Source organism: Parasynechococcus sp. (assembly GCF_045559935.1).
GTDB lineage: Bacteria > Cyanobacteriota > Cyanobacteriia > PCC-6307 > Cyanobiaceae > Parasynechococcus.
The window spans coordinates 439,965-461,051 of the sequence record NZ_JBJLJL010000008.1 but is presented as its reverse complement, the minus strand read 5'-3'; the positions used below and the strand labels follow the sequence as shown (position 1 = coordinate 461,051).

Genomic DNA, 21,087 nt, shown 5'->3' with positions numbered 1-21,087 from the left:
CATCATGCAGCTCGATCACGACCAACTGCATCGGCTTCTTGAGGCGCTCGGTGAGAGCGACATTCAGGAATTCCGTCTTGAGAGCGACGATTTCCGGCTGGAGATCCGGCGCAATCTCCCCACCCAGACCGTGATGACCACGGTGGCTCCGACTCCCGTCGCCGCTGCTGCCCCGATCGTGAGCGAGACCGCTCCCGCGTCCCCTCCTCCGGCCGCGGCTGCCACGCGCAGTGATCTGGTGGACATCACCGCACCGATGGTGGGCACGTTCTATCGGGCTCCTGCCCCCGGAGAGTCTCCGTTCATTGAAGTCGGAAACCGCATCAACGTCGGCCAGACCATCTGCATTCTCGAGGCCATGAAGCTGATGAACGAACTGGAGGCCGAGGTGAGTGGAGATGTGGTCGAAATCCTTGTTGACAACGGCACGCCCGTTGAATTCGGACAGGTGCTGATGCGGGTGCGACCCGCCTAGGGCGTCGTCAGCTCCCAGGCCGCCTGCAGAGCGGCAATCATGCTCTGAGGTCGGGCGATTCCTCGTCCGGCGATGTCGAAACCGGTGCCGTGGTCCGGCGACGTGCGCAGGAAAGGCAGGCCCAGGGTGGTGTTGACAGCCGCATCGAAGGCGAGCAGCTTCACCGGGATCAGCCCCTGATCGTGATAGAGGGCAAGGTATCCATGCGGTGCCGCGTCTTCATCCAGTGCTTGCCAGGCTCGTCCGGCGGCCAGCCAGCAGGTGTCCGGCGGCAACGGACCATCAAGGCGCACGTCCGGGTGCGCCAGCCGCCAGCGGTCCAGGGCGGGTCTGATCCAGTCGTTCTCCTCTGCTCCCAGTTGACCTTCCTCGCCGGCGTGGGGATTGAGACCGGCGACTGCCAGGTGAGGTCTGGGATGAAAACGCTGGCAGAACGCCAGCAGAGCATCGAGTTTGTCGACCAGCACCTCTTCGTTCAGAACGTCGGGTACCTGCTGCAACGGGATGTGGGTGGTGGCCAGCAGGGTGTTCAGCCGCCAGCCGTTCAGGGGAGAACGTGCCGTGAACAGCATGGATGCGTGCGGGCAACCCGCCAGTTCAGCCAGGCGTTCGGTCTGACCGGGATAGATGTGTCCTGCTGCATGCCAGAGATGTTTGGCGATCGGTGCGGTGACCAGGGCGCGCGCGCCGCGGCTCACCAGATGGTCCACGGCGACGGTGAGCCAGTGGAAACTCGCTTCGCCGCTGCGTGCATCACCTTGCCCCGGCTGGATGGGAGCGATCAGTGGTCGATCGTCGATCGTCAGATGCTCCGGATCGGCCAAAGCGGTGCAGCCGAGCCGTCTCAACCGGTCGTGGGTCTCCAGCAGGGTTCGGCGACAGCCCACCAGCATCGGTTTCATCGCTTGCGGCAGCTCTGGAGAGGCAAGCGCCTTCAGCGTCACTTCCATCCCGATGCCCGCAGGATCCCCCAGAGCGATCACAAGGCGTTGGGTAGCGTCGTGGTCGGATGTCTCCATCGCTGTGCTGCGGTTGTTCCTGTTGGGTCTGCTGCTCGTGGGGCTGGCCACGGGGTTTCGAAATCAGTGGCTGACGGTGAACTGGAACAAGATGCTGGGAGACATGGGGTTGCCTGCCGCTGACACCGAGGAGGAACCCATCGATTTCAACCGCCTGATCATCGGTGACCCTGCTACGCCGGCGACGAAGGACTGACGTCCTGCTTCAGACAGTCCTGCAATCCGACGCGGTAGTCGGGATGAAGCAGGTCATAACCGAGACCATCCCGCAGCAGATGATTGCTCACCCTTCGGTTCTCGCTCCAGAAGGAGCGTGCCATGGCACTCATCTGCAGACTGGCCTGCTCGAAGGTCTCCGTCTCCGGCGCGTTTCTGCCGAGCAGTGCACAGGCATGGTCCAGCAGTTCGGTACTGGCGGCCGGTTCATCGTCGACGACATTGACGATGGCGGGATGCAAGCCCTCCTGTGAGCGATGCATCAGGTGCAGACAGGCACCGGCGATGTCCTCGACATGCACCCTGCAGAAAACCTGCCCGGTTTTGTCGATCCGACGGGCCCGACCCTCCTGCACCGTGTTGAGGACGGATCGCCCCGGGCCGTAGATGCCCGGCAGACGCAGGATCTGGATCGGCAGCCCGGAATCCCGCCAGGCCTCTTCGCAGTCCAGACGTCGACGGCTGCGGGCTTGCCCGGGTCGTGCCGGGTCTGTTTCACGCACCCAGTTCCCCTGAGTATCGCCGTAGACCCCAGTGGTGCTGAGATACCCCACCCACTGCAACGGCATTGATTCCAGCTGGGATCGCAGGCAGTGCAGGGCGGGATCCTGTCCTTCCGGTGACGGCGGAATGGTGCTGAGCAGATGGGTGATGCCCTGCAGGGCATCAGGTTGCGGCAGCAGGTCGCGGTCGCTGTCGAACAGCAGGTCGGCATCGGGCCGTGACTGATCGCGTCGTGTGCAGAGCACCGTGTTCCCCAGCCGCCGCAGCAGTGCCGCGAGCATCCGGCCGCTGTATCCCCCGCCAAGAATCAGGACTTTCGCGCTGGCAGGCAGAGCCCGGCTGCGGTTGACAAGCTCATTGAGCATCAGTACACCTGTATCAGTGCTTCGTTGTGGTCATGAGTTCGTCCTGTCTGCGGTCATGCGGTCCGGTGTCGACCGGCGAGGCCGCCGCTGTCCCTCTCTCCATCATTCTGCCTCTGCTTCTCTGCCTGGTGGCTGGGCTGCTGGCTCCGGAGGATCCAGTTGCCGACGCTTCGATCTGTCAGCGGCATCATCCGGCGCCGGTCTGTCGGGTCTGGTGAGGGTTCAGATGGTCTGGAAGGTCAGGTTCTTGTCACCTGTCCGGTCGGCGGATGGGGCCTGATTCGGCTGAGCCCACTGCAGCAACCTCAGAGCCAGACGCAGATCACCATCCATCCAGGCGCGGATCGCCATGGCCCTTCTGGGGTCGTAGAAGCGCTGTCGCCGGTACCACTCGAAGACATCCGAATCAGACTTGTGACCGTTGCAGGACAGACATGCCGGGACACAGTTTTCGGTAACGCTCAGTCCACCTCTGCTGCGAGGAAGGACATGATCAATGGATTCGGAAGGTTTGCCGCAATAAATACAACTTTGACCGGTGTGAGTATGGAGAGATTGTCTCCAACGTCGGACGCGTAATTTCGGGCAGAGTTCGTCAAGAAAAACGGCATCTCTGCTATGCATCCGAGTCAATCGGCTGAACGAATCTTGCCTCGAATGCATGCTCCGTCAATGTGTCGAGCGCTGCAAAAACAAAGGTTTCTCCAGCTCCAGAGGAAAACTTCATCTCTGCTCTTGCTCTCAAGCTGCACGCCATTAAAGTGAATGTTTGTGGGGGGCGTTCACGACGCCATCGTCACCTGCTCACTGTTATCTAGGTCTGTCTCCCGCAGGTCTGATCCGTGTCGTCAGTCCATTCGATGCGGTCACACAGGCGCAGCTGAAACGGATCCGTCCCAGGGGGCATTGGCATGGCCCCGCCGCGGGCTGGGAATTCCCACTGGCTGCGGCGGATGCCCTGCAGACGCAACTCGGCAAGCGGTTTCACATCGCTCCGGATCTGGAGCAATGGCTGAGCTGGAGCCGTCACCCTCTGCCGCCGATGCCGTCCCACAGGGATCTGGTGGCGGCGGCCGATCTTCAGCAGGTTCTGCCCGATGGTCGTCAGCCTCTGCGGCATCAGCGCAGCGGTGTGCGCTGGCTGTTGGCGCGACGGGGTGCCTTGCTGGCCGATGAGATGGGTCTGGGCAAGACGCTGACGGCTCTGTTGGCGGCCCGCGCCATGGTCCGCTGCATGGAGGTGAGAGTTCTGGTGATCGCGCCCGTCGGGCTTCATCGCCACTGGCGTCAGGAGGCGGATGCCGTCGGTCTCTCCATTGCGTTGGCCAGCTGGGCCAGGCTGCCCGGGGATCTGCCGCCTGCCGGCACCGTGCTCCTGGTGGATGAGGCCCATTTCGCTCAGTCGATCCGGGCGAAACGCACGGCTGCCCTGCTGCGTCTGGCACGCCATCCCCGATTGCGGGCGATCTGGATGATCACCGGGACCCCGATGAAGAACGGGCGTCCTGCTCAGCTTTATCCACTCCTTGCTGCGATCGATCACCCGATTGCCCGCGACCGACGCAGCTATGAGGAACGGTTCTGCCAGGGCCATTGGCGTGAACAGCGGGGACGTCAGCGCTGGCAGGCGGATGGTGCCAGTGAGCTCGAGGGGTTGAGGCGTCTCACCCGTCCGCTGATCCTTCATCGCCGCAAGGCCCAGGTGCTGGATCTTCCCCCCAAGCAGCGTGCACTGCATCCTGTCGAGCTCACGGAGCGGGAGGCGCTCGGCTTCGATCACCGGGTCGATCTCGTTGTGGAGGACTATCGACACCGGGTCAGGCTCGGTCAGGTGCGCTCCGATGCCGAGCCTCTGGCGGTGCTGACCTCCCTGCGTCGGATCGCCTCGGAGTTCAAGCTCCCCGCCCTGGAGGCTCTGTTGTCACGGTTGCGCTCAGACGGGCAAGCCGTGGTGGTCTTCAGTGGCTTCGTTGATCCGCTGGTGCTGCTGCATCAGCGGGTCGGCGGAGAGCTGCTCACCGGACGTCAGCGTCCACAGGATCGTCAGCGCGCTGTGGATCGCTTTCAGCAGCAGGACTGCGATCTGCTGCTCGCCACCTACGGCACGGGCGGGCTTGGATTCACCCTGCATCGGGCGAGACATGTGGTGCTTCTGGAACGTCCCTGGACTCCAGGAGATCTGGAGCAGGCGGAGGATCGCTGCCATCGGCTCGGTATGGGGGATGGGCTGACCTGCCACTGGCTGCAGCTCGGTCCTGCTGACCAGCTGGTGGATGGTCTGGTGGCCAGCAAGGCCGATCGGATCGATGTCTTGCTTGGACCACGTCGCATCGCCCTCGAGCGTCAGTCTCTGCCTGCCATGGTGCGTTCCTGCCTGCAGGCTGCCTGACGCACACTCAGCTCATGACGCAGCATCGGCTCAACGGCGTCACCCTGTTGTTGCTGCAACTGGATCGCTTGCGCGACGTTCTCACAGGCCTGTGCCGTCCTGCCGAGCAGGTTGAGCACAAGGGCGCGGTCGCTTCGTGCAGCAGGGTCCTCCGGTGTCTCATTCACGGCAGCATCACAGCGATCAAGGACGGCTTCCAGCTGATCTGCCCTGAAGGCCTCAAGACAGCCTGGTGCTGCGGCATTGTTCTGAGCTGACGTCCTTGTGTCGGGGGGCTCCGGTGCCCGGCAGCCGAAGCTGATCAGGAGGCATGCGGCGATCGGAATCAGCAGGATTCCCCGTTTCTCAGTAGCTGTATCGGTTCTCGTCGAATGTCTCGGAACCGCTGGGAGTGTTGCTGGTTGGTGCAGGGGAAGGTCGGCCACTGGAGATGGAGGTCTGCGAGCTGCCTCCGAACAGATCGCCGAGGAACTGGCCACAGTCGGGGAAATTGCCGGGGTCGTTGACCACCGACTCGGTGATCATCACAGAGGCGTGCTGCGGCGATGTCTTGAACGGTCCTTTTCCTTGGCGCTTGATCACGGCGTAGGCCGCATTCCAGCTCACGGCGTGGTCATTGCCGCTGGAGCGCATGTAGCAGTAGATCTTGGCGCCCTTGTCCTGCTTGCGTTCCGCAGCATCGGCCACGGTGGCAGCGCAGACACCGATCAGGCCGAGGCTGACCAGGGCCGGAAAGGGAGCGAAACCTCGCATGAACCGATGCTGCGGAAACTGGGCCAACGGTATCGATCCGGGCTGCGGTGTCCAGGCGTCTCAGGAGTTTCCAAGGGTCATCGGAGTCAGCAGTCGCACCACCACAGGCAACACCAGCAGCACCGTGATCAGTCGAACCGCGTGCAGGGCTGCCACCGCTGCACCAACGCCGAATTCCGCACCGACCAGACTCATGCCGCTGATGCCCCCCGGGGCAGCGCCCAGCAGGGCGACGACGGGATCAATGCCGAGCAGCCTGCTGCTCCACAGCCCGATCACGATGCCGGTGAGCACCAGGGTGACGGTGATCAGCAGGGCAGGCCGCCAGAGTGCCTGCAGTTGTTCGAAGGAAGCGCGCGTCAGCCCTGTGCCGATCACCGTGCCGATGCCGATCTCCAGCACGGTCCTGGTGCCGCTGGGCCAGTCCGCGCTGTCCAGTCGACCGCTCATGCTCAACAGGCCTGCTCCCAGAAGGGCACCGGCCAGCGGAGCGGCCGGAATGCGGCTGAGCAGAGCCAGCAGCCCGACTGCGGTGCCGGCAGCCAGGTAGATCAACAGCGTGGCGACTGGGTGCATCGTTCGCATCATCAGGCTTCGTCAGTCTGAACTTGAGGCTGAGCAACCCATGTGCTGTCATCGGGCCAGTCGAGACCTGACCGGATGAGCTCATCGGTGTCCTTTCGGATCACGCGCACTGCCGAGGATCTGGCCCAGACCATCACCACCCTCTCCCAGAGGCTGCTGACCCTCGAGCAGCGCGTCGAGGCCATGGAGCTTCAGCTGCGTCAGCAACGTCAGGACGGTCAGACGGTTCCCGAGGAGGAGCGACAGATGCTCGATGGGATTGAACGGATGCTCCGTGAGACCCGCGACCTGCTCAGCACGGAGACGGCGGCAGAGGGCTGGCGTGAGGATGGTTCGTCCCTCGATGCGTCACACCACGGTCAGGACATCGCCGCATAAGGGTGGCGCTTGATGCCAAAATGAAAAGAAAGGCAACTATGGCCTCCACCATCCCTGCCTCAGGTGCTTGCACCTCAACCAATTCATCCCGAACCCTCCACGGTCTGACGGTCATGACGCGATCGGGCTTCGTTGAGGGTGGCCATCAGCTCGAGAAGCTCGAATTCGCTCTGGCTGTCGCCGAAGCTCGCGGTGACAGTGAGCGTTGCAGTTTTCTGCGTGATCAGATCACAGATCTCGGCGGAAACGCAGAAGAGCCCGGCACCTGAACTGAATCAGCAATCAAAGTTCTTGATACTTCTCCGGAGGACTGGAGAAATTCATCCACCGCGGTAAGATATTAACCAAGGGAATTATCTGGAATTTGACGCTCACACTTCCCAAGGCATCAGCTCTCGCGGCTGAGCAACGGCAAGCTCACACATTGGCGGCGAAAGGTTATTTCGAACAAGCGCGCTCTGTTGCTGAATCAGGACAGATCGCCGAAGCAAGTTCTCTGATTCTCAAGGGTCTGGATCGTGAGCGCCGCGCCGGATGCGCAGGCCCACAGGTCATGCAGTTGATCAAACCAAGAGCCTGATCCAGATCTTCAACAAGCGGGTGACCGGATTCGAACCGGCGACGTTCAGCTTGGGAAGCTGACATTCTACCACTGAATTACACCCGCAATTAAGCGAGATCGCTCTCGCTCATTGGTTTTGCTCAGTTCAGAGCCTCTGCGGCCGCAGCCACGCCTGAACCCATCTTGCCCTGATGCAGTCCAAGGGATTGCAGCGTTGCTTCGATGGCTGAGACGGCAGTGAGCACATCCCGATCACAGACGAAACCGAGATGGCCGATGCGGAAAACCTTGCCTTTGAGGTGATCCTGTCCGCCTGCCAGAAGAATATCGAAACGCTCCTTGACTGTCTTGCGCAGCAACTCCGCATCGATGCCTTCCGGTGCCACGGCTGTGATCGCCGGACTGCCATGGCCTTCGGCAGCGAACAGAGGCATGCCGATCGCCTTCATGCCGGCCTGGGCGGCGGCGCGGTGACGTGAATGACGGGTGAAGATCGCCTCGAGCCCCTCCGACTGCATCATCTCCAGAGCGGCTTCCAGGCCGAAATAGAGATTCACTGCTGGCGTGAATGGGTTGCTGTTCTTCGCTGCTGTCTTTCGATACGGTCCAAGATCCAGATAGAACTTCGGCAGATCGGAGCGGTCGTAGGCCTCCCATGCCCGATCACTCATGGCAACGAAGCTCAGTCCCGGAGGAAGCATGTAGCCCTTCTGGGAGCCGGAGGCGACGACATCAATGCCCCAGGCATCCATGGGCACATCCGTTGCGCCGAGGCTGGTGACGCAGTCGGCGATGGTCAGGGCGGTTCCGTGGGCCTTCACGTGGCCGCAGATGGTCTGAAGATCGTTGATCACCCCGGTGGAGGTTTCCGAATGGGTGAGGATCACGGCACGGATCTGCTTGGCCGTGTCAGCTTCCAGGGCGCTGCGGAACGCCTCGGTGTCCAGTGGCTGGCCCCATTCCGCCTTGATCACCTCCACGTCCAGGCCGTAGGCGCGTGCCACCTTCACCCAGCGTTCACCGAACTTGCCGTTGTCTCCGCAGAGGACCCGGTCACCACGGCTCAGGGTGTTGATCATTCCGGCCTCCATGGCGGCGGTGCCGCTTCCGGTGATCACCAGCACATCCCCGCTGGTCTGATGCAGCCACTGCAGCTGCTCGGTGGTGCGTCGCACAATCTCCTGGAAGTCGCCGCTGCGATGGCCGATGGGATGGCGGCCAATGGCCTTCAGCACCGTTTCGGGAACCGGTGTCGGGCCCGGAATCATCAGGGTGAGCTTGTCCTGCACGGCTCTGGAGGATGCCAATCAGCGACTCTAGAAAACAGCCGCTCCCCTGCCCATCAACGTCTCCGCTTCCGGACTGACTCTGCCGGTGTGGGTGACAGCCGCGGCCCGTGCCGCTGTGTGTGCTCTGCTGCATCGCCCGTTTCAGGGTCAGCAGCCGTTGCAGCTTCCCGATCGGGATGCCCCTGTGGCAGTTCCCGTGCTTTCGGCAGCTCCACTGGCAGGGGGCGATTCCGCCCTGGCGATCAGCCGCTGTGAACCAGGAGAGGGGTTGGATCTGACACGAGGTCTGGAGATCTGGGTCTTTGTGGAATGGTGCGAGCGTGATGCGGTCCCGATCGTTCTGGTGGCCGGAGAGGGGGTGGGGCGCATGCAGAGCGACGGAGAACCCTGTCTCTCCGCCTTTGCCAGAACTCTGCTGTCGGTGAACCTCGAACCGTTGGTGCCGTCGCATCGTGGCCTGCGGGTGGAGGTGGTGCTTCCACGGGGGCGGGAGCTGGCGGAGCGCACCAGCAATGCCGCCTTCGGGGTTGTGGATGGCCTGGCCCTGATCGGCACCCAGGCAGAAGTGCAGCGCAGTGCGGATCCCGATCAGTTGCAGATGGTGCTTGCGGAACTGCGGGTTCTCGCAACGGATGCGTCCTTCGCCGGCCAACTGGTGCTGGTGATCGGTGAGAACGGCCTCGATCTGGCCCGACGCGCGGGTTGGCAGCCTCTGCTGAAGGTGGGCAACTGGATCGGACCGGTGTTGGTGGCCGCAGCAGAGGCCGGCGTTCAGGATCTGCTGCTGCTGGGCTACCACGGCAAGCTCGTCAAGTTGGCGGGCGGGATTTTCCACACCCACCACCACCTGGCGGATGGCCGTCTCGAGGTGCTCACGGCGCTGGGACTGGATCAGGATCTGTCGCCGCAGCAGCTTCAGCGGCTGCGGCACGCGCATTCCGTCGAGGAGGCCCTGCAGGGGCTGGAGCCCGAGGCGAGAGAGAGGCTCGGTCGTCACCTGGCGGCGACGGTGGAGCAGCGCAGTCGGGCCTACATCGCTCGCTACGGCGATTGGTCCATGCGCATCGGTGCCGCTCTGTTTGATCGCGGCAGGAGTCTGCGCTGGCGTGGGCCCGTGGCGGAGGACCGCTTCTTTACGCTGAGGGATTGACGCTCCTTTGTGAGCGGCACCACTCAGGATCGATGTCCCAGCCTTCGTCCGACGGTCAGCGTCAGCCGGCCATCGTCATCCTTGATTTCGGCTCCCAATACTCCGAACTGATCGCCCGCAGAGTGCGGGAGACCGAAGTGTTCTCGGTGGTGCTGGGGTACAGCACAACGGCGGAGGAGCTGCGCCGGATCGCGCCGAAGGGGATCATCCTCAGTGGCGGACCCAGTTCGGTCTATGCCGAAGGCGCCCCTCTCTGCGATCCCTCGATCTGGGAGCTGGGCATCCCAGTGCTTGGCGTCTGCTACGGCATGCAGCTGATGGTGCAGCAGCTGGGGGGTGTGGTGGAAGCCGCCACCGGCAAGGCCGAGTACGGCAAGGCGCCGCTCGAGGTGGACGACCCGACGGATCTGCTGACCAATGTCGACAGTGGCTCAACGATGTGGATGAGTCATGGTGATTCGGTGAAAGCCCTGCCGGAGGGCTTTGTGCGTCTGGCGCACACCGTTAACACCCCGGAAGCCGCTGTTGCTCATCTTCAGCGCAGGCTCTACGGCGTGCAGTTCCATCCGGAGGTGGTTCACTCCACCTGCGGCATGGCTCTGATCCGCAACTTCGTTTATCACATCTGCAATTGCGATCCCGACTGGACCACCACGACATTCATTGATGAAGCGGTTCGTCTGGTCAGAAGTCAGGTGGGGGAGAAGCGTGTGCTTCTGGCTCTTTCCGGCGGTGTTGACTCCTCCACCCTCGCCTTTCTTCTGAAGAAGGCGATCGGTGATCAGCTCACCTGCATGTTCATTGACCAGGGTTTCATGCGGAAAGGGGAACCCGAATTCCTGATGGATTTCTTCGACCGCAAGTTCAATATTCACGTTGAATACATCAACGCCCGTCAGCGTTTCATCGGCAAGCTGAAAGGAATCACCGATCCTGAGGAGAAACGCAAGATCATCGGCACCGAATTCATTCGGGTGTTCGAGGAGGAGAGCAGACGGCTCGGGCCCTTTGATTACCTCGCTCAGGGGACGCTCTATCCGGATGTGATCGAGAGCGCCGGCACGAACGTTGATCCCAAGACCGGTGAACGGGTGGCCGTGAAGATCAAGAGCCACCACAACGTGGGTGGTCTGCCCAAGGATCTGCAGTTCAAGCTTGTGGAACCGCTGCGCAAGCTGTTCAAGGACGAGGTGCGCAAAGTCGGCCGAGCTCTGGGATTGCCGGAGGAGATCGTCCGGCGGCATCCGTTCCCTGGACCGGGGCTGGCCATCCGCATCCTCGGTGAGGTCACCGACGAGAAGCTCAACTGCCTGCGTGATGCGGATCTGATCGTGCGGGAGGAGATCCGAGAGGCGGGGCTGTATCACGACATCTGGCAGGCCTTTGCGGTGCTGCTGCCGGTGCGATCCGTCGGTGTGATGGGCGATAAGCGCACCTATGCGTGGCCGGTGGTGCTGCGCTGCGTGTCCAGTGAGGACGGCATGACCGCCGACTGGTCGAGATTGCCGTACGACCTGATGGAGACCATCTCCAACCGCATTGTGAATGAGGTGAAGGGAGTGAATCGGGTTGTTCTGGACATCACCAGCAAACCGCCCGGCACGATTGAGTGGGAATGAGCGTCTGAGGGCTGGTGGGGGCCGACCGGGATCGATACCTTGGGCCACCGGCTTTGAATCCGTGACGGCGACACAACAGCAGGATCTTCAGCTGCAGCGGCGTCTGCAGCAGGACAGCATTCAGCTGGGTGGGCGCACGATCTATCTCAATCCTTTCCTGTACTGGCGTCGGTTCGACAGCAACACCGACCGTTGGCTGCGGGAGCCCGGTCAGCTGACGGAGGATCAGATCACCGCCAACCGATGCCGCTTCTATCCGGAAGTGGACTGGAGCCAGCTGGATGATCAGCAGATCGCTGTGCGCGATGGAGCGGTGGAGATGTTCCTGAAAAGCCTGGAGCTGATCAGCACCTTCCACCCCGAGCTGGGCTCCGGTCAGCTGCTGGAGGTGGAGCGGAAGATGACGATCACCAAGAAACGGGCTTTCGAGCGCTGGGTGGACAAGGCACTGCGTCGTCGCAGCCGTGAGGAGACCAGGGAGCATCGGCGCTTCGAGCGCACGCGCTTCTGGCGGGCCTGGCGGGAGTGGATCGTTCTCGACACCACTCAGAAGGCGCTGGTGCCGATGGTGATGCTGATGGTGCTCTGCGGTTTCGCCGGCTGGTCGATGGGCATGCGCCAGTCCGTCTGCCCGACACTTTCGCTGCCGTCAGGACAGACTGGGATCCGCTGAACCCAGGCCCCATGGCCGACGAACCCGCAGCCTCCAATCCCCTCGACCAGCTGCGCCTGACCCTGATGCAGGAGGTCCTGCCGGTCGGTCTGGCGATGGTTGAACGGGCCCGGGAAGGCGGTCCGGCCAGGGTCGCCGAGCTGTTCACCGCAGGGGCTGCCGATCCTCTCGGAGAGCTTCGCCAGGAGGGTGAACCGGCTGCCCGTTCCCTCCGCGATCAGCTGGATCAGGTGAGCCCAGGTCTCGGGAATCCTGTGATGCCGGTCACGGTGTCGGTGCAGGACCCGGACACTGCCGAGATGGATGAGCAGGAGCTGAACGCCATGCTTGAGCGGATTGCGGGTCGTCTGGAGACACTGAGAGCTCTGCTGCCTCCGAAAGGGCAGGGGTAGGTCATGGCCGTGACCAGCCAGCAGCGTCAGACCGGTCTGCGTCAGCAGCCGCTTGTGCTTCTGGTGGTGGTGCTGTTGTTCTGCAGTGCCATGGTCGCGCGCCTGGTCTGGATGCAGCTGCTGGAGGGCGCCCGTTTTCGTGAACTGGCGGATGAAAACCGCATCCGACTGGTTCCGCGATCGCCGATCCGCGGTCGCCTTCTGGATCGCAAGGGACGGGTGCTCGCCACCAGCAAACTCAGTTACACCCTGTACGTCGAGCCCCGCCTCGTGTCCGATTCGGCCTGGCCCGGCTTACGCGACAGGCTTGCTGCGCTGTTGAATCTCAAGCCCGATGTGCTGGATCAACGCCGCGACCGTGGCGTCGATCGGGATGGCTACCGCACCACCCTCGCCCTGAATCTCAAGCCGGAACAGGTGCTGCGTTTCCGTGAACAGGCGAGCACGCTCCAGGGTGCCCAGGTGGATGTGGAGATCCTGCGCCACTACCCGCATGGAACCCTGGCGTCCCATGCGTTGGGTTACACCCAGCCGATCACGGAACAGGAATACGAAGCGCTGGCAGAGAAGGGCTACAAGATCCGCGATCGCATCGGCCGTACGGGTGTCGAGGCGGCGTACGAGACGCATCTGCGCGGCAAGTGGGGCGGCCAGATGCTGGAGGTGAATGCCATGGGTGAGGTGCAGCGGAACCTTGGCGATCGGCCTTCGGTGGCCGGGAAAGATCTCACCCTCACGCTCGACCTTGATCTGCAGCGGGCTGCGGAGCTGTCCCTGGCGGACAAGCCGGGGGGTGCTGTGGTCGCTCTGGATCCTGAAGACGGTTCGATCCTCGCCCTGGCCAGCAAGCCTGGGTTTGATCCCAACTTCTTCTCGAAGTTGATCACCACGCAGAAGGAGTACGACGCGCTCTTCTCCAATCCGAAGAAGCCGTTGCTGTCCCGGGCGATGAACCCCTACGACCCCGGGAGCACCTGGAAGCCGGTCACGGCGATGGCAGGGATGGAATCCGGCAAGTTCCCTCCGGACACCAAATTGCACACCACGGCCTGCATCACGTACGGCGGCCATTGTTTTCCCGATCACAACGGGGTCGGTTTCGGCACCATCGGCTATGCGGACGCGTTGCGTTTCTCCAGCAACACGTTTTTTTACCAGGTGGGTGTCGGCGTGGGCTCCCTGGCGCTGAAACAGGCGGCCGATCAGCTGGGTTTTCAGCAGAAGACAGGGATCGAGATCGGCTGGGAGGAGAGCGTGGGATTGGTCGGTGATGAACGCTGGGCGGCGAAGGGACGTGGCTGGGCTGCACCCGGTTCCGTGCCGTGGATTCCGGAGGACATGGCCAGTGCTTCCATCGGTCAGTCGGTTGTACAGATCACGCCTCTGCAGCTGGCCCGCGCTTACGCGGTGTTCGCGAACGGTGGCTGGCTGGTGACGCCGCACCTGGCCAAGGGCCAGACGAACTGGCTGGATGCCGAGCACCGACGCAGGGTGGCGATCAAGCCCTCCACGCTGAAGACCATCCGCGAGGGTCTCCGAAAGGTGGTGTCCGCAGGCACAGGCTTTGGCCTCAACGGGCCGGGCATTCCTCCTGCTGCGGGCAAAACAGGAACCGCAGAAGACAGCACCGGTGGTCCCGACCATGCCTGGTTCGGCACCTACGCCCCGTATCCGGAGGGTGAGATCGTTGTGGTGGCTTTCGCCCAGAACACACCGGGAGGGGGGTCTGTCCATGCCCTGCCGATGGCCAAGACGGTTCTGGCTGCCTGGGAGAAGACGCGTCAGCGCTGACGCGCCCAAGGCATCCGTTCAGGCGGCGGTGAGCTGAGGCTGATCCAGCACCTGGCGGTAGTAGCCCCGCAGTTGTTCGGTGGCCCCCGCCCATCCCCAGCGCTCGGCTTCGTTGCGCGCCGCTTTGCGCAGGGCCTGTCGTTCGACGTCGTTCCCCAGAAGTCGCTTGGTGGCTTCGATCAGGCTGGCGGCACCGCCATCCTCCCCACCCGGTTCGTAGAGGCAGCCGTTCACACCGTCGGTGATGATGTCGGGGATGCCGCCGCGGTTGGCGCCCACCACGGGGCAACCGGCAGCCATGGCTTCCAGAAGCACCAGCCCGAGGGTTTCCGTGCTCGAGGGGAACAGGAAGGCATCACCGCTGGCGTAGGCACCGGCCAGTTCCTCGCCGGCCAGATAGCCCACAAAGGTGGTCGCGGTTCCCTCGAAGTGCTTCTCCAGCTGCTGGCGGTGCGGCCCGTCACCGACGAGGGCGAAGCGGGCATCCGGCAGTGCTTCCAGCACCGGTCGGATCCGTTCGATCTGTTTTTCTGCCGACAGTCGACCGACGTAGAGAAGCAGGGCGCCCCGGTCGTCGTGGGTGCCCAACAGCCGCTGCCGGAGCTCCGGGCTGCGCAGTTCGGGCCGGAACAGCTCCGTGTCCACTCCTCTCTGCCAGAGCGAGGTGTGCTGAATGCCCTTGTCACTCAGTTCCTGCACCATCGCCGTGGAGGTGCAGAGGTTGAGCAGTGCCTGGTTATGGGCAGCCTTGAGCAGCTCCCACAGCAGGGGTTCGAGCATGCCCATCCCGTAATGCTCGAGGTATTTGGGCAGGTGGGTGTGATAGCTCGCCACCAGGGGAATCCCTTTGGTCTTCGCCAGCCAGATGCCCCCTAGACCGAGCACGGCCGGGTTCACCACGTGAATCAGATCCGGCTGGAAGCTGTCGATCGCTTCGGAGACCGCCGGTCGCGGCAAGGCGAGTTTCAGTTCCGGGTAGAGGGGCAGCGGCATGGCCGGCACGCCGATCACCCGGGCTCCCATGTACTCCTCCGGGCAGCCTTCAGGGCAGAACACCACCACCTCATCCCCGGCCTCCACGAGATGCCGGACCGTCTTGGTCAGACGGGTGACGATGCCGTCGACCTTGGGCAGGAAGGTTTCAGTGAAGAAGGCGACTTTCAAGGGTGAAGTCTGATGTCAGGAGGCGGTGCCGATGGCCTGCGCCTGGGTCTTGGTCCAGGCGGAGGTGCAGAGGATGCGGTCGCGGTCGCAGCGGTCGGCGTAGCGCGTGGCGATCTCCACCACTTCCTTCAGCAGACCGTCATCGAGGGTGGTCGGGTTGAGACCCAGCTCGATGAAGCAGCGGTTGTCAACGATCAGATCATTCTCCACCGCTTCGTTGCGAGGGTTGGGCAGGTTGTTCACCTGCGCGCCGGTGAGAGCAGCCACCTTCTTGGCCAGTTCTCCCACCTGATGACTTTCGGTCATCTGATTGAAGATCTTGACCCGTTCGCCCGGTTCCGGAGGATTCTCAAGGGCCAGCTGCACGCAGCGCACCGAATCACGGATGTGGATGAAGGCGCGGGTCTGGCCGCCGGTGCCGTGCACCGTGAGTGGGTAGCCGATCGCAGCCTGCATCAGGAAGCGATTGAGAACGGTGCCGTAGTCACCGTCGTAATCGAAGCGGTTGGTCAGGCGCGGGTCGCGGTCGGTGGCATCGGTGTTGGTGCCCCAGACGATGCCCTGGTGCAGGTCGGTGATGCGGACCTTGTCGTTCTTGTTGTAGTAGAGGAACAGCAGCTGATCGAGCGTCTTGGTCATGTGGTAGACGCTGCCCGGGCTGGCCGGATGGAGGATCTCCTCCTCGAAGCGGCTGCCGTCCGGCTGGGGCACCTCCACCTTGAGGTAGCCCTCGGGAATCGTGGCGCCGCGGTGGGAGCCGTAGCCGTACACACCCATGGTGCCGAGGTGCACCACATGGATGTCCTGGCCGCTCTCCACGATGGCGGCGAGCAGGTTGTGGGTGCCGTTGACGTTGTTGTCGACGGTGTAGCGCTTGGTGGCGCTGCTCTTCATCGAGTAGGGCGCTGCCCGCTGCTCAGCGAAGTGAACAACGGCATCCGGCTTCTCCTCCAGCAGCAGATCGAGCACGCGTTGGTACTCGTGGGCGATGTCCATGTGCACGAAGCGCATGGGCTTGCCACCGATCTCCTCCCAGGCCTTCAGCCGCTCGCCGATGGTGGTGATCGGGGTGAGTGATTCCACCTCCAGATCGATGTCGATCTTGCGGCGGCTGAGGTTGTCCACGATCAACACCTCGTGGCCCTGATCGGCCAGGTTCACCGCACAGGGCCAGCCGCAGAAGCCGTCACCGCCGAGGACGAGAACTTTCAACTCAGACTCCTGCAGGAACGAGCGGAACGCTCAGTTGAGGCAAGTTACTACAGGGATTTTCAGCTGATCGCGACGGTCATCGCCACGAGGGCCAGCACGAGCACGGTGCCTCCGAGGGTCATGAGCATGGAGCCTCGTCCGCGGCTGCGGCTGGTCTCCGCATCCATCACCTCCATGCGGGGCTCCTTGGCGAAAGCGTTCAGGCGGCCGCCGTCTTCCGTCGTGACCTGCATGGTGGAACTGCGAGTGCCTGGACCTTATGAGTCCAATTGCTTAGCGGCTTGGAATGTATCGCCAGATTCACTGGTCTTCATCTGTCGTTACCTGCCGGCGCTGTGCTCCTGCACCAGTCCCGTGGTGGGAGAGCTGGCGGCCGCCTGATCGCGTTTCGGCAGGCGGCCGGCCCGGAAGGCGGAGCGACCGGCGGCGACAGCCAGACCCATGGCTTCCGCCATGGCCGCTGGATCCCCGGCCAGAGCGATGGCGCTGTTCACCAGCACGGCGTCAGCCCCCATCTCAAGCGCCTGGGCCGCTTCACTGGGAACCCCGATGCCTGCATCCACCACCACGGGGACGCTGGCGTTCTCGATGATCAGGGCGATGTTCGCCGCATTGTTGAGTCCCTGTCCTGAACCGATCGGTGAGCCCAGGGGCATCACCGTGACGCAGCCGGCATCCTCCAGGCGTTTCGCCAGAAGCGGATCGGCATTGATGTAGGGGAGCACGGCGAAACCCTCCTGCACAAGGCGTTCCGCTGCCTCGAGGGTTCCGATCGGGTCCGGGAGCAGATGACGGCTGTCGGGGATCACCTCCAGCTTCACGAAGTTGTTGTCCTCCTGGCCGGCCAGCTTCGCCAGTTCACGGCCCAGCCGTGCCACCCGCACCGCTTCGTCGGCATCGCGGCAGCCGGCGGTGTTGGGCAGCATCCAGATGCGCGTCCAGTCGATGGCGTCCATCAGGCCGGCATGGCCTGCGGCAACGGCCTGAACACGACGCACGGCCACCGTCACCATCTCGCAGCCGGAGTGCTCGATGCTCTGCTGCATCGTGGTCAGGTCGGGATATTTGCCCGTTCCGGTGAACAGACGGCTTCGGAACGGGCGACCGCCGATGACCAGCTGGTCGTTGGCACAGGACGTCGGAACCATGACGCGTGGTGAGGTTGAGGGAACGGCATCGCTCTGCCGTCGAAGATGAGCAAAACGCCCTACCTTGCGCTCATCATGATGCGCGGTTGATGCCTTTCCTGCTTGCCATGGATCTTTCGATCGGCAGTCAGGTGCCCTTCCGGATGAATCCCCAGCTCCCCCTGGATCCGATCCAGCTGGCGGTCCCTCTGAAGGTGGACGAGGGGAGTGTCGAAAGTTTTGATCCTGTTGCCCGAGCGAGTGATCTCGCCGGAACCCTCCCCCGCCGCTGGTGCGGCACCTACAAGCCGTTCGACGGCAACCCGACCGTCGACGTCACCCTGAACCTGACGTCGCTCACCCCCATGGGTCAGATGGTGGATCTGCGGGGCACCATGGATCTCGGCACAACCACGGCGCCTGTCCAGGGCAACCTGCATGCCAAGTCGGATCAGCTGGACCTCATTCCTCTCGGCAATGCCCTGATTCCCGGTCTCGAGCCCGGTGGCATCTTTCTCGGTCTGCAGGGCTTCAGTCCAACGGCCTGGCAGGCTCCGCGTCTGGTGAACATGGCGAACCCCTCCACCGGTGTCGGAGGCCGTCTCGCTCTCGACAGCAGCTGTGACCAGAGTGTTCCGGTGCAGCCTCTCTGGTGATCGACTGATCAGCCCAGACGTCGCTCCAGCTGTTTGAGACGTTTCCGGGCCGTGGTGTTTCCGGGATCGAGAACCAGAGTCTGTCTGTAGAGATCGGCTGCTTCCTCGCTTTTGAGCAGTTTGTCCTGGGCGAAAGCGAGATTGTTGATGGCAACCGGATAGTCCGGTTTCGCCTTGAGAGCCAGCTTGTAGTGGCGCACAGCTCCCTCGTAATCCTTCTGGGCGGCCAGTGAGAAGCCCAGGGCATTCTCGATCAGAGCCCTGGCTTCATCCGGCTCACCGTTGGCACGCTTCAAGGCCTGCTTCAACGACGCGGCGGCCTGGGGATAGAGCCGTTTGCGGAGCTGAACCGATCCCAGTTCATACAGGTCGGATGCCTGGCGGGATCCCGCTGCGCCCGCCTGTTCCAATTCGATCAGGCGGGCTTCATCGCGTCGCACGCGCAGCAACTGACGACCCACAACCACCGCCACAATGGACAGCAGGCCGACCAGGCCCAGCAGGTAGGTCTGGGGCAGCAGGTTCATCGCGTGGGATCAGCTTTTGGCAGCGGTGACCACGTTCGTGAAGCTTCCGGGGTCAACCACCGCCAGCTGAGCCAGCATCTTGCGGTTGAGGCGCACATCCGCCTTCTTGAGACCACCCATCAGCCGGCTGTAGCTCACACCGTTGATGCGGGCAGCGGCATTGATACGGGCGATCCAGAGGCGACGGAAGTCGCGCTTGCGGCGACGGCGATCCCTGTAGGCATTGCAGAGGGCTTTCATCACCCGCTGATTTGCGGTGCGGAACAGGGTGCCGTTGCCACCGCGGAAGCCACGGGCCAGCCGCAGGATCTTGTTGCGGCGCTTACGGGCGACGTTGCCTCTCTTGACGCGGGCCATGACGTTGGAAGGGTGTAATCAGGTCGGAACGGAACGAAGCAATTCAGGCGTACGGGAGCATCCGGATCACGCGCAGTTCGTCCGTTTCGTGAACCACGGCCTTGGTGGCCAGGTGGCGCTTCTGCTTGGGAGTCTTGTGATCCAGCAGGTGATTGCGGAAGGCGCGCCGGCGGATGAACTTGCCGCTGCCGGTCGCCTTGAACCGCTTGGCGGCAGCTTTGCGGGTCTTCAGCTTGGGCATGTCTGCTCGTTCGGGCACAAACAATAAGGATACGACGCCACGTGCACCTTCCTCTGTTGAACCGATGATGAGGGCTCTCGCACGATGAGCGTGTTGATCCGGCTGCTGTCGGTGGCTGTGCTGGTCTGGTCGTCGACGGGCTGCCGGGCCAGGGAGATCCAGGCGGAGGGACCGGTGTCTCCTCCTCAGGTGCCCATGGCCGTGACCCATCCGTCTGTGCCGCCGCCGCCGCCGGTCAACGGTCCGGAGGATCGGCTGTGGGTTTCTCTGCAGGCCCATCTCGGTCGGCCTGATCAGAGCGGCCCGCTGACGCTGCATGGAGCCGGCAGTCCGCTGTCGCTGAGCGATGCCAGTGGCCGTGACTGGAGCGGTTCGGTCCTGACGATCACCTGGCGGCGTGTGCCGCGGGAGACACCGCTGACGCTGTCGCGTCGCGTGGCCGGTCCATTCGCCAGCTTCGAGTCCGCGGAACGGGTGGCCAAACGCTGGCGGGAGATCGGGGTCGCAGCTGTTGTGGCTCATCCTGACGACTGGGAGGTCTGGGCTCCGAAGGGAGCGCCGCTGCCGGACGGCCTGGCGGTGCGTGACTGGCACGGCAGCATCGACTCGGTGGTGTTGCCTGTGCTTCAGACGGCTGAAGGAGGCTTCACGCTCCAGGGTCCGATCCGGATCAACGCCCCTCAGGGTCTGAAGTGGAAGGGCGGGCGCTACGGGGGGCCATTCCGCCTGCAGCGGGATGCCTACGGCAGCTGGACACTGATCGAGCAGGTGCCTCTGGAGCGCTACCTGGAAGGCGTGGTTCCCCATGAGATCGGGGCTGGCTCGCCGCCATCGGCTCTGCAGGCTCAGACGGTGCTTGCCCGCACCTGGGCTCTGGCCAACAGCCATCGCTTCCGGATCGATGGCTACCACCTGTGCAGCGACACCCAGTGCCAGGTGTACAGCGACCCGCGTCAGGCGGGCTCTGCGGTGCTTCAGGCGATTGCTGCCACCCGTGGTCGACTGCTGAGCTGGAACGGAAGCCCGATCAGCGCGGTGTACCACGCCAGCAACGGCGGTGTGATGGCCAGCGGCACCGAGGCCTGGGCGATGGAGCCCCAGCCCTATCTCCGTGCGGAGGCCGATGGAGATGCCGGCTGGGTGAAGCGCCATCCTCTGCCGCTCATCGCGACGGAGGGGGTGGATGCCCTTCTGGCGGATGGAGCCGGCGCCTATGGCAGGAACCATCCCCGCTTCCGATGGACGCGAACGCTCACGACGGCAGGGATCCGCAGCGCCCTCGGTTCAGCCGGAGCTGCTCTGAGTGCTCCGATCCGTCTTTCCGTGCTTCAACGGGGGGCCAGCGGACGGGTTCTGGCGCTGCAGATCGAGGGTTCTGGATCGGCCAGTCCAGTGGTGCTGCGGCTCGACCGGATCCGGCGGACCTTCCGCACTCTTCCCAGCACCCTGTTCGTGCTTCAGCCCCAGGGCGAGGCCAGCTGGTTGGTCCGTGGCGGTGGCTTCGGCCATGGAGCCGGACTCTCCCAGGCCGGTGCGATCGATCTGGCCTGGCGCGGCTGGTCGACGGAACGGATCCTCAGCCACTACTACCCGGGGACGCTCTATGGACCGCTGTCGCCCCAGACTCAGTCCCCTTAGAGTCC

General features: G+C 63.4%; 28 protein-coding genes and 1 tRNA gene. 15 read left to right on the top strand and 14 right to left on the bottom strand.

Annotated features, from left to right (window positions below; genetic code table 11):
- Positions 1 to 4 precede the first annotated feature (4 nt).
- On the top strand, positions 5 to 475 hold the full coding sequence (gene accB, locus ACJ0G7_RS06955) for an acetyl-CoA carboxylase biotin carboxyl carrier protein (RefSeq protein ID WP_043694008.1): 471 nt from the start codon (positions 5 to 7) through the stop codon (positions 473 to 475).
- Here accB and pdxA read toward each other — a convergent pair.
- A complete protein-coding gene (gene pdxA, locus ACJ0G7_RS06950) occupies positions 472 to 1,494 on the bottom strand; it encodes a 4-hydroxythreonine-4-phosphate dehydrogenase PdxA (protein WP_407395518.1) in 1,023 nt (340 codons plus the stop codon). The two genes, accB and pdxA, sit on opposite strands and share 4 nt — an antisense overlap.
- Before the next feature lie 22 nt (positions 1,495 to 1,516).
- Here pdxA and ACJ0G7_RS06945 point away from each other — a divergent pair, with 22 nt between their 5' ends.
- Positions 1,517 to 1,690: a hypothetical protein gene (locus ACJ0G7_RS06945; RefSeq protein WP_407395517.1), complete on the top strand. Its 174-nt coding sequence runs from the start codon at positions 1,517 to 1,519 to the stop codon at positions 1,688 to 1,690.
- On the opposite strand, the gene ACJ0G7_RS06940 is transcribed toward ACJ0G7_RS06945, so the two are convergent.
- A complete protein-coding gene (locus ACJ0G7_RS06940; protein ID WP_407395516.1) occupies positions 1,668 to 2,579 on the bottom strand; it encodes an SDR family oxidoreductase in 912 nt (303 codons plus the stop codon). The two genes, ACJ0G7_RS06945 and ACJ0G7_RS06940, sit on opposite strands and share 23 nt — an antisense overlap.
- 32 nt (positions 2,580 to 2,611) lie before the next feature.
- Between ACJ0G7_RS06940 and ACJ0G7_RS06935 the strand changes: the two genes are divergently transcribed.
- Entirely contained in the window at positions 2,612 to 2,797 is a 186-nt protein-coding gene (locus tag ACJ0G7_RS06935) for a hypothetical protein (RefSeq protein ID WP_052378216.1), read from the top strand.
- 4 nt (positions 2,798 to 2,801) lie between these two features.
- Here the strand turns inward: ACJ0G7_RS06935 and ACJ0G7_RS06930 are convergent, their stop codons facing one another.
- Positions 2,802 to 3,203: an HNH endonuclease gene (locus ACJ0G7_RS06930; protein WP_043694021.1), complete on the bottom strand. Its 402-nt coding sequence runs from the start codon at positions 3,201 to 3,203 to the stop codon at positions 2,802 to 2,804.
- Between the two features lie 145 nt (positions 3,204 to 3,348).
- On the opposite strand from ACJ0G7_RS06930, the gene ACJ0G7_RS06925 reads away from it, so the two are divergent.
- Complete coding sequence (locus ACJ0G7_RS06925) at positions 3,349 to 4,968, top strand: DEAD/DEAH box helicase (protein WP_407395515.1); 1,620 nt, start codon at positions 3,349 to 3,351, stop codon at positions 4,966 to 4,968.
- A 14-nt stretch (positions 4,969 to 4,982) separates the two neighbouring features.
- Positions 4,983 to 5,225, top strand: a complete 243-nt coding sequence (locus ACJ0G7_RS06920; RefSeq protein ID WP_407395514.1) for a hypothetical protein — start codon at positions 4,983 to 4,985, stop codon at positions 5,223 to 5,225.
- A gap of 88 nt (positions 5,226 to 5,313) precedes the next feature.
- Here ACJ0G7_RS06920 and ACJ0G7_RS06915 read toward each other — a convergent pair whose 3' ends face one another.
- The gene (locus ACJ0G7_RS06915; RefSeq protein ID WP_043697166.1) at positions 5,314 to 5,721 is read right to left on the bottom strand and encodes a DUF6554 family protein; all 408 of its coding nucleotides are present in this window, start codon (positions 5,719 to 5,721) and stop codon (positions 5,314 to 5,316) included.
- A gap of 60 nt (positions 5,722 to 5,781) precedes the next feature.
- Positions 5,782 to 6,297 (bottom strand): AbrB family transcriptional regulator, encoded by a 516-nt coding sequence (locus ACJ0G7_RS06910; RefSeq protein ID WP_043694027.1) that lies wholly within the window; start codon positions 6,295 to 6,297, stop codon positions 5,782 to 5,784.
- A gap of 84 nt (positions 6,298 to 6,381) precedes the next feature.
- Here ACJ0G7_RS06910 and ACJ0G7_RS06905 point away from each other — a divergent pair, with 84 nt between their 5' ends.
- From ACJ0G7_RS06905 to ACJ0G7_RS06895, 3 genes are all read left to right on the top strand, one after another.
- Entirely contained in the window at positions 6,382 to 6,684 is a 303-nt protein-coding gene (locus tag ACJ0G7_RS06905; protein WP_043694031.1) for a hypothetical protein, read from the top strand.
- A 38-nt stretch (positions 6,685 to 6,722) separates the two neighbouring features.
- On the top strand, positions 6,723 to 6,953 hold the full coding sequence (locus ACJ0G7_RS06900; protein ID WP_407395864.1) for a hypothetical protein: 231 nt from the start codon (positions 6,723 to 6,725) through the stop codon (positions 6,951 to 6,953).
- Between the two features lie 95 nt (positions 6,954 to 7,048).
- The gene (locus ACJ0G7_RS06895) at positions 7,049 to 7,264 is read left to right on the top strand and encodes a hypothetical protein (RefSeq protein ID WP_043694038.1); all 216 of its coding nucleotides are present in this window, start codon (positions 7,049 to 7,051) and stop codon (positions 7,262 to 7,264) included.
- A gap of 15 nt (positions 7,265 to 7,279) precedes the next feature.
- Here the strand turns inward: ACJ0G7_RS06895 and ACJ0G7_RS06890 are convergent.
- Together ACJ0G7_RS06890 and ACJ0G7_RS06885 are read right to left on the bottom strand one after the other, a co-directional pair.
- A tRNA-Gly gene (locus ACJ0G7_RS06890) sits at positions 7,280 to 7,351 on the bottom strand.
- A 35-nt stretch (positions 7,352 to 7,386) separates the two neighbouring features.
- Positions 7,387 to 8,535 (bottom strand): pyridoxal-phosphate-dependent aminotransferase family protein, encoded by a 1,149-nt coding sequence (locus ACJ0G7_RS06885; RefSeq protein ID WP_407395863.1) that lies wholly within the window; start codon positions 8,533 to 8,535, stop codon positions 7,387 to 7,389.
- Positions 8,536 to 8,581: 46 nt separating this feature from the next.
- Here ACJ0G7_RS06885 and cbiD point away from each other — a divergent pair, with 46 nt between their 5' ends.
- From cbiD to mrdA, 5 genes are all read left to right on the top strand, one after another.
- Positions 8,582 to 9,685, top strand: a complete 1,104-nt coding sequence (cbiD, locus tag ACJ0G7_RS06880; RefSeq protein ID WP_043694040.1) for a cobalt-precorrin-5B (C(1))-methyltransferase CbiD — start codon at positions 8,582 to 8,584, stop codon at positions 9,683 to 9,685.
- 32 nt (positions 9,686 to 9,717) lie between these two features.
- The gene (guaA, locus tag ACJ0G7_RS06875; protein ID WP_043694042.1) at positions 9,718 to 11,304 is read left to right on the top strand and encodes a glutamine-hydrolyzing GMP synthase; all 1,587 of its coding nucleotides are present in this window, start codon (positions 9,718 to 9,720) and stop codon (positions 11,302 to 11,304) included.
- Between the two features lie 61 nt (positions 11,305 to 11,365).
- Positions 11,366 to 11,977 (top strand): hypothetical protein, encoded by a 612-nt coding sequence (locus ACJ0G7_RS06870; RefSeq protein WP_043694044.1) that lies wholly within the window; start codon positions 11,366 to 11,368, stop codon positions 11,975 to 11,977.
- A gap of 11 nt (positions 11,978 to 11,988) precedes the next feature.
- Complete coding sequence (locus ACJ0G7_RS06865; RefSeq protein WP_407395513.1) at positions 11,989 to 12,369, top strand: hypothetical protein; 381 nt, start codon at positions 11,989 to 11,991, stop codon at positions 12,367 to 12,369.
- A 3-nt stretch (positions 12,370 to 12,372) separates the two neighbouring features.
- On the top strand, positions 12,373 to 14,160 hold the full coding sequence (gene mrdA, locus ACJ0G7_RS06860) for a penicillin-binding protein 2 (protein WP_407395512.1): 1,788 nt from the start codon (positions 12,373 to 12,375) through the stop codon (positions 14,158 to 14,160).
- Positions 14,161 to 14,178: 18 nt separating this feature from the next.
- Here the strand turns inward: mrdA and ACJ0G7_RS06855 are convergent, their stop codons facing one another.
- From ACJ0G7_RS06855 to ACJ0G7_RS06840, 4 genes are all read right to left on the bottom strand, one after another.
- Positions 14,179 to 15,324 carry a glycosyltransferase family 1 protein gene (locus ACJ0G7_RS06855; RefSeq protein WP_186484545.1) on the bottom strand — a complete coding sequence of 382 codons (1,146 nt, stop codon included), beginning with the start codon at positions 15,322 to 15,324 and terminating at the stop codon, positions 14,179 to 14,181.
- Between the two features lie 15 nt (positions 15,325 to 15,339).
- Positions 15,340 to 16,536, bottom strand: a complete 1,197-nt coding sequence (locus tag ACJ0G7_RS06850; protein ID WP_043694051.1) for an NAD-dependent epimerase/dehydratase family protein — start codon at positions 16,534 to 16,536, stop codon at positions 15,340 to 15,342.
- Positions 16,537 to 16,595: 59 nt separating this feature from the next.
- Positions 16,596 to 16,769: a photosystem II assembly protein Psb34 gene (gene psb34, locus ACJ0G7_RS06845; protein WP_043694053.1), complete on the bottom strand. Its 174-nt coding sequence runs from the start codon at positions 16,767 to 16,769 to the stop codon at positions 16,596 to 16,598.
- Positions 16,770 to 16,856: 87 nt separating this feature from the next.
- A complete protein-coding gene (locus ACJ0G7_RS06840; protein ID WP_407395511.1) occupies positions 16,857 to 17,684 on the bottom strand; it encodes a thiazole synthase in 828 nt (275 codons plus the stop codon).
- Between the two features lie 89 nt (positions 17,685 to 17,773).
- On the opposite strand from ACJ0G7_RS06840, the gene ACJ0G7_RS06835 reads away from it, so the two are divergent.
- Entirely contained in the window at positions 17,774 to 18,319 is a 546-nt protein-coding gene (locus tag ACJ0G7_RS06835) for a hypothetical protein (RefSeq protein WP_407395510.1), read from the top strand.
- An 8-nt stretch (positions 18,320 to 18,327) separates the two neighbouring features.
- Here ACJ0G7_RS06835 and ACJ0G7_RS06830 read toward each other — a convergent pair whose 3' ends face one another.
- The 3 genes from ACJ0G7_RS06830 to rpmI are packed head-to-tail and all read right to left on the bottom strand — an operon-like array spanning position 18,328 to position 19,444.
- The gene (locus ACJ0G7_RS06830; protein ID WP_043694059.1) at positions 18,328 to 18,846 is read right to left on the bottom strand and encodes a tetratricopeptide repeat protein; all 519 of its coding nucleotides are present in this window, start codon (positions 18,844 to 18,846) and stop codon (positions 18,328 to 18,330) included.
- A 9-nt stretch (positions 18,847 to 18,855) separates the two neighbouring features.
- Positions 18,856 to 19,203 (bottom strand): 50S ribosomal protein L20, encoded by a 348-nt coding sequence (gene rplT, locus ACJ0G7_RS06825; RefSeq protein ID WP_043694070.1) that lies wholly within the window; start codon positions 19,201 to 19,203, stop codon positions 18,856 to 18,858.
- Positions 19,204 to 19,246: 43 nt separating this feature from the next.
- A complete protein-coding gene (rpmI, locus tag ACJ0G7_RS06820) occupies positions 19,247 to 19,444 on the bottom strand; it encodes a 50S ribosomal protein L35 (RefSeq protein WP_043697172.1) in 198 nt (65 codons plus the stop codon).
- An 84-nt stretch (positions 19,445 to 19,528) separates the two neighbouring features.
- On the opposite strand from rpmI, the gene ACJ0G7_RS06815 reads away from it, so the two are divergent.
- Complete coding sequence (locus ACJ0G7_RS06815; RefSeq protein WP_407395509.1) at positions 19,529 to 21,082, top strand: SpoIID/LytB domain-containing protein; 1,554 nt, start codon at positions 19,529 to 19,531, stop codon at positions 21,080 to 21,082.
- Positions 21,083 to 21,087: the final 5 nt, after the last annotated feature.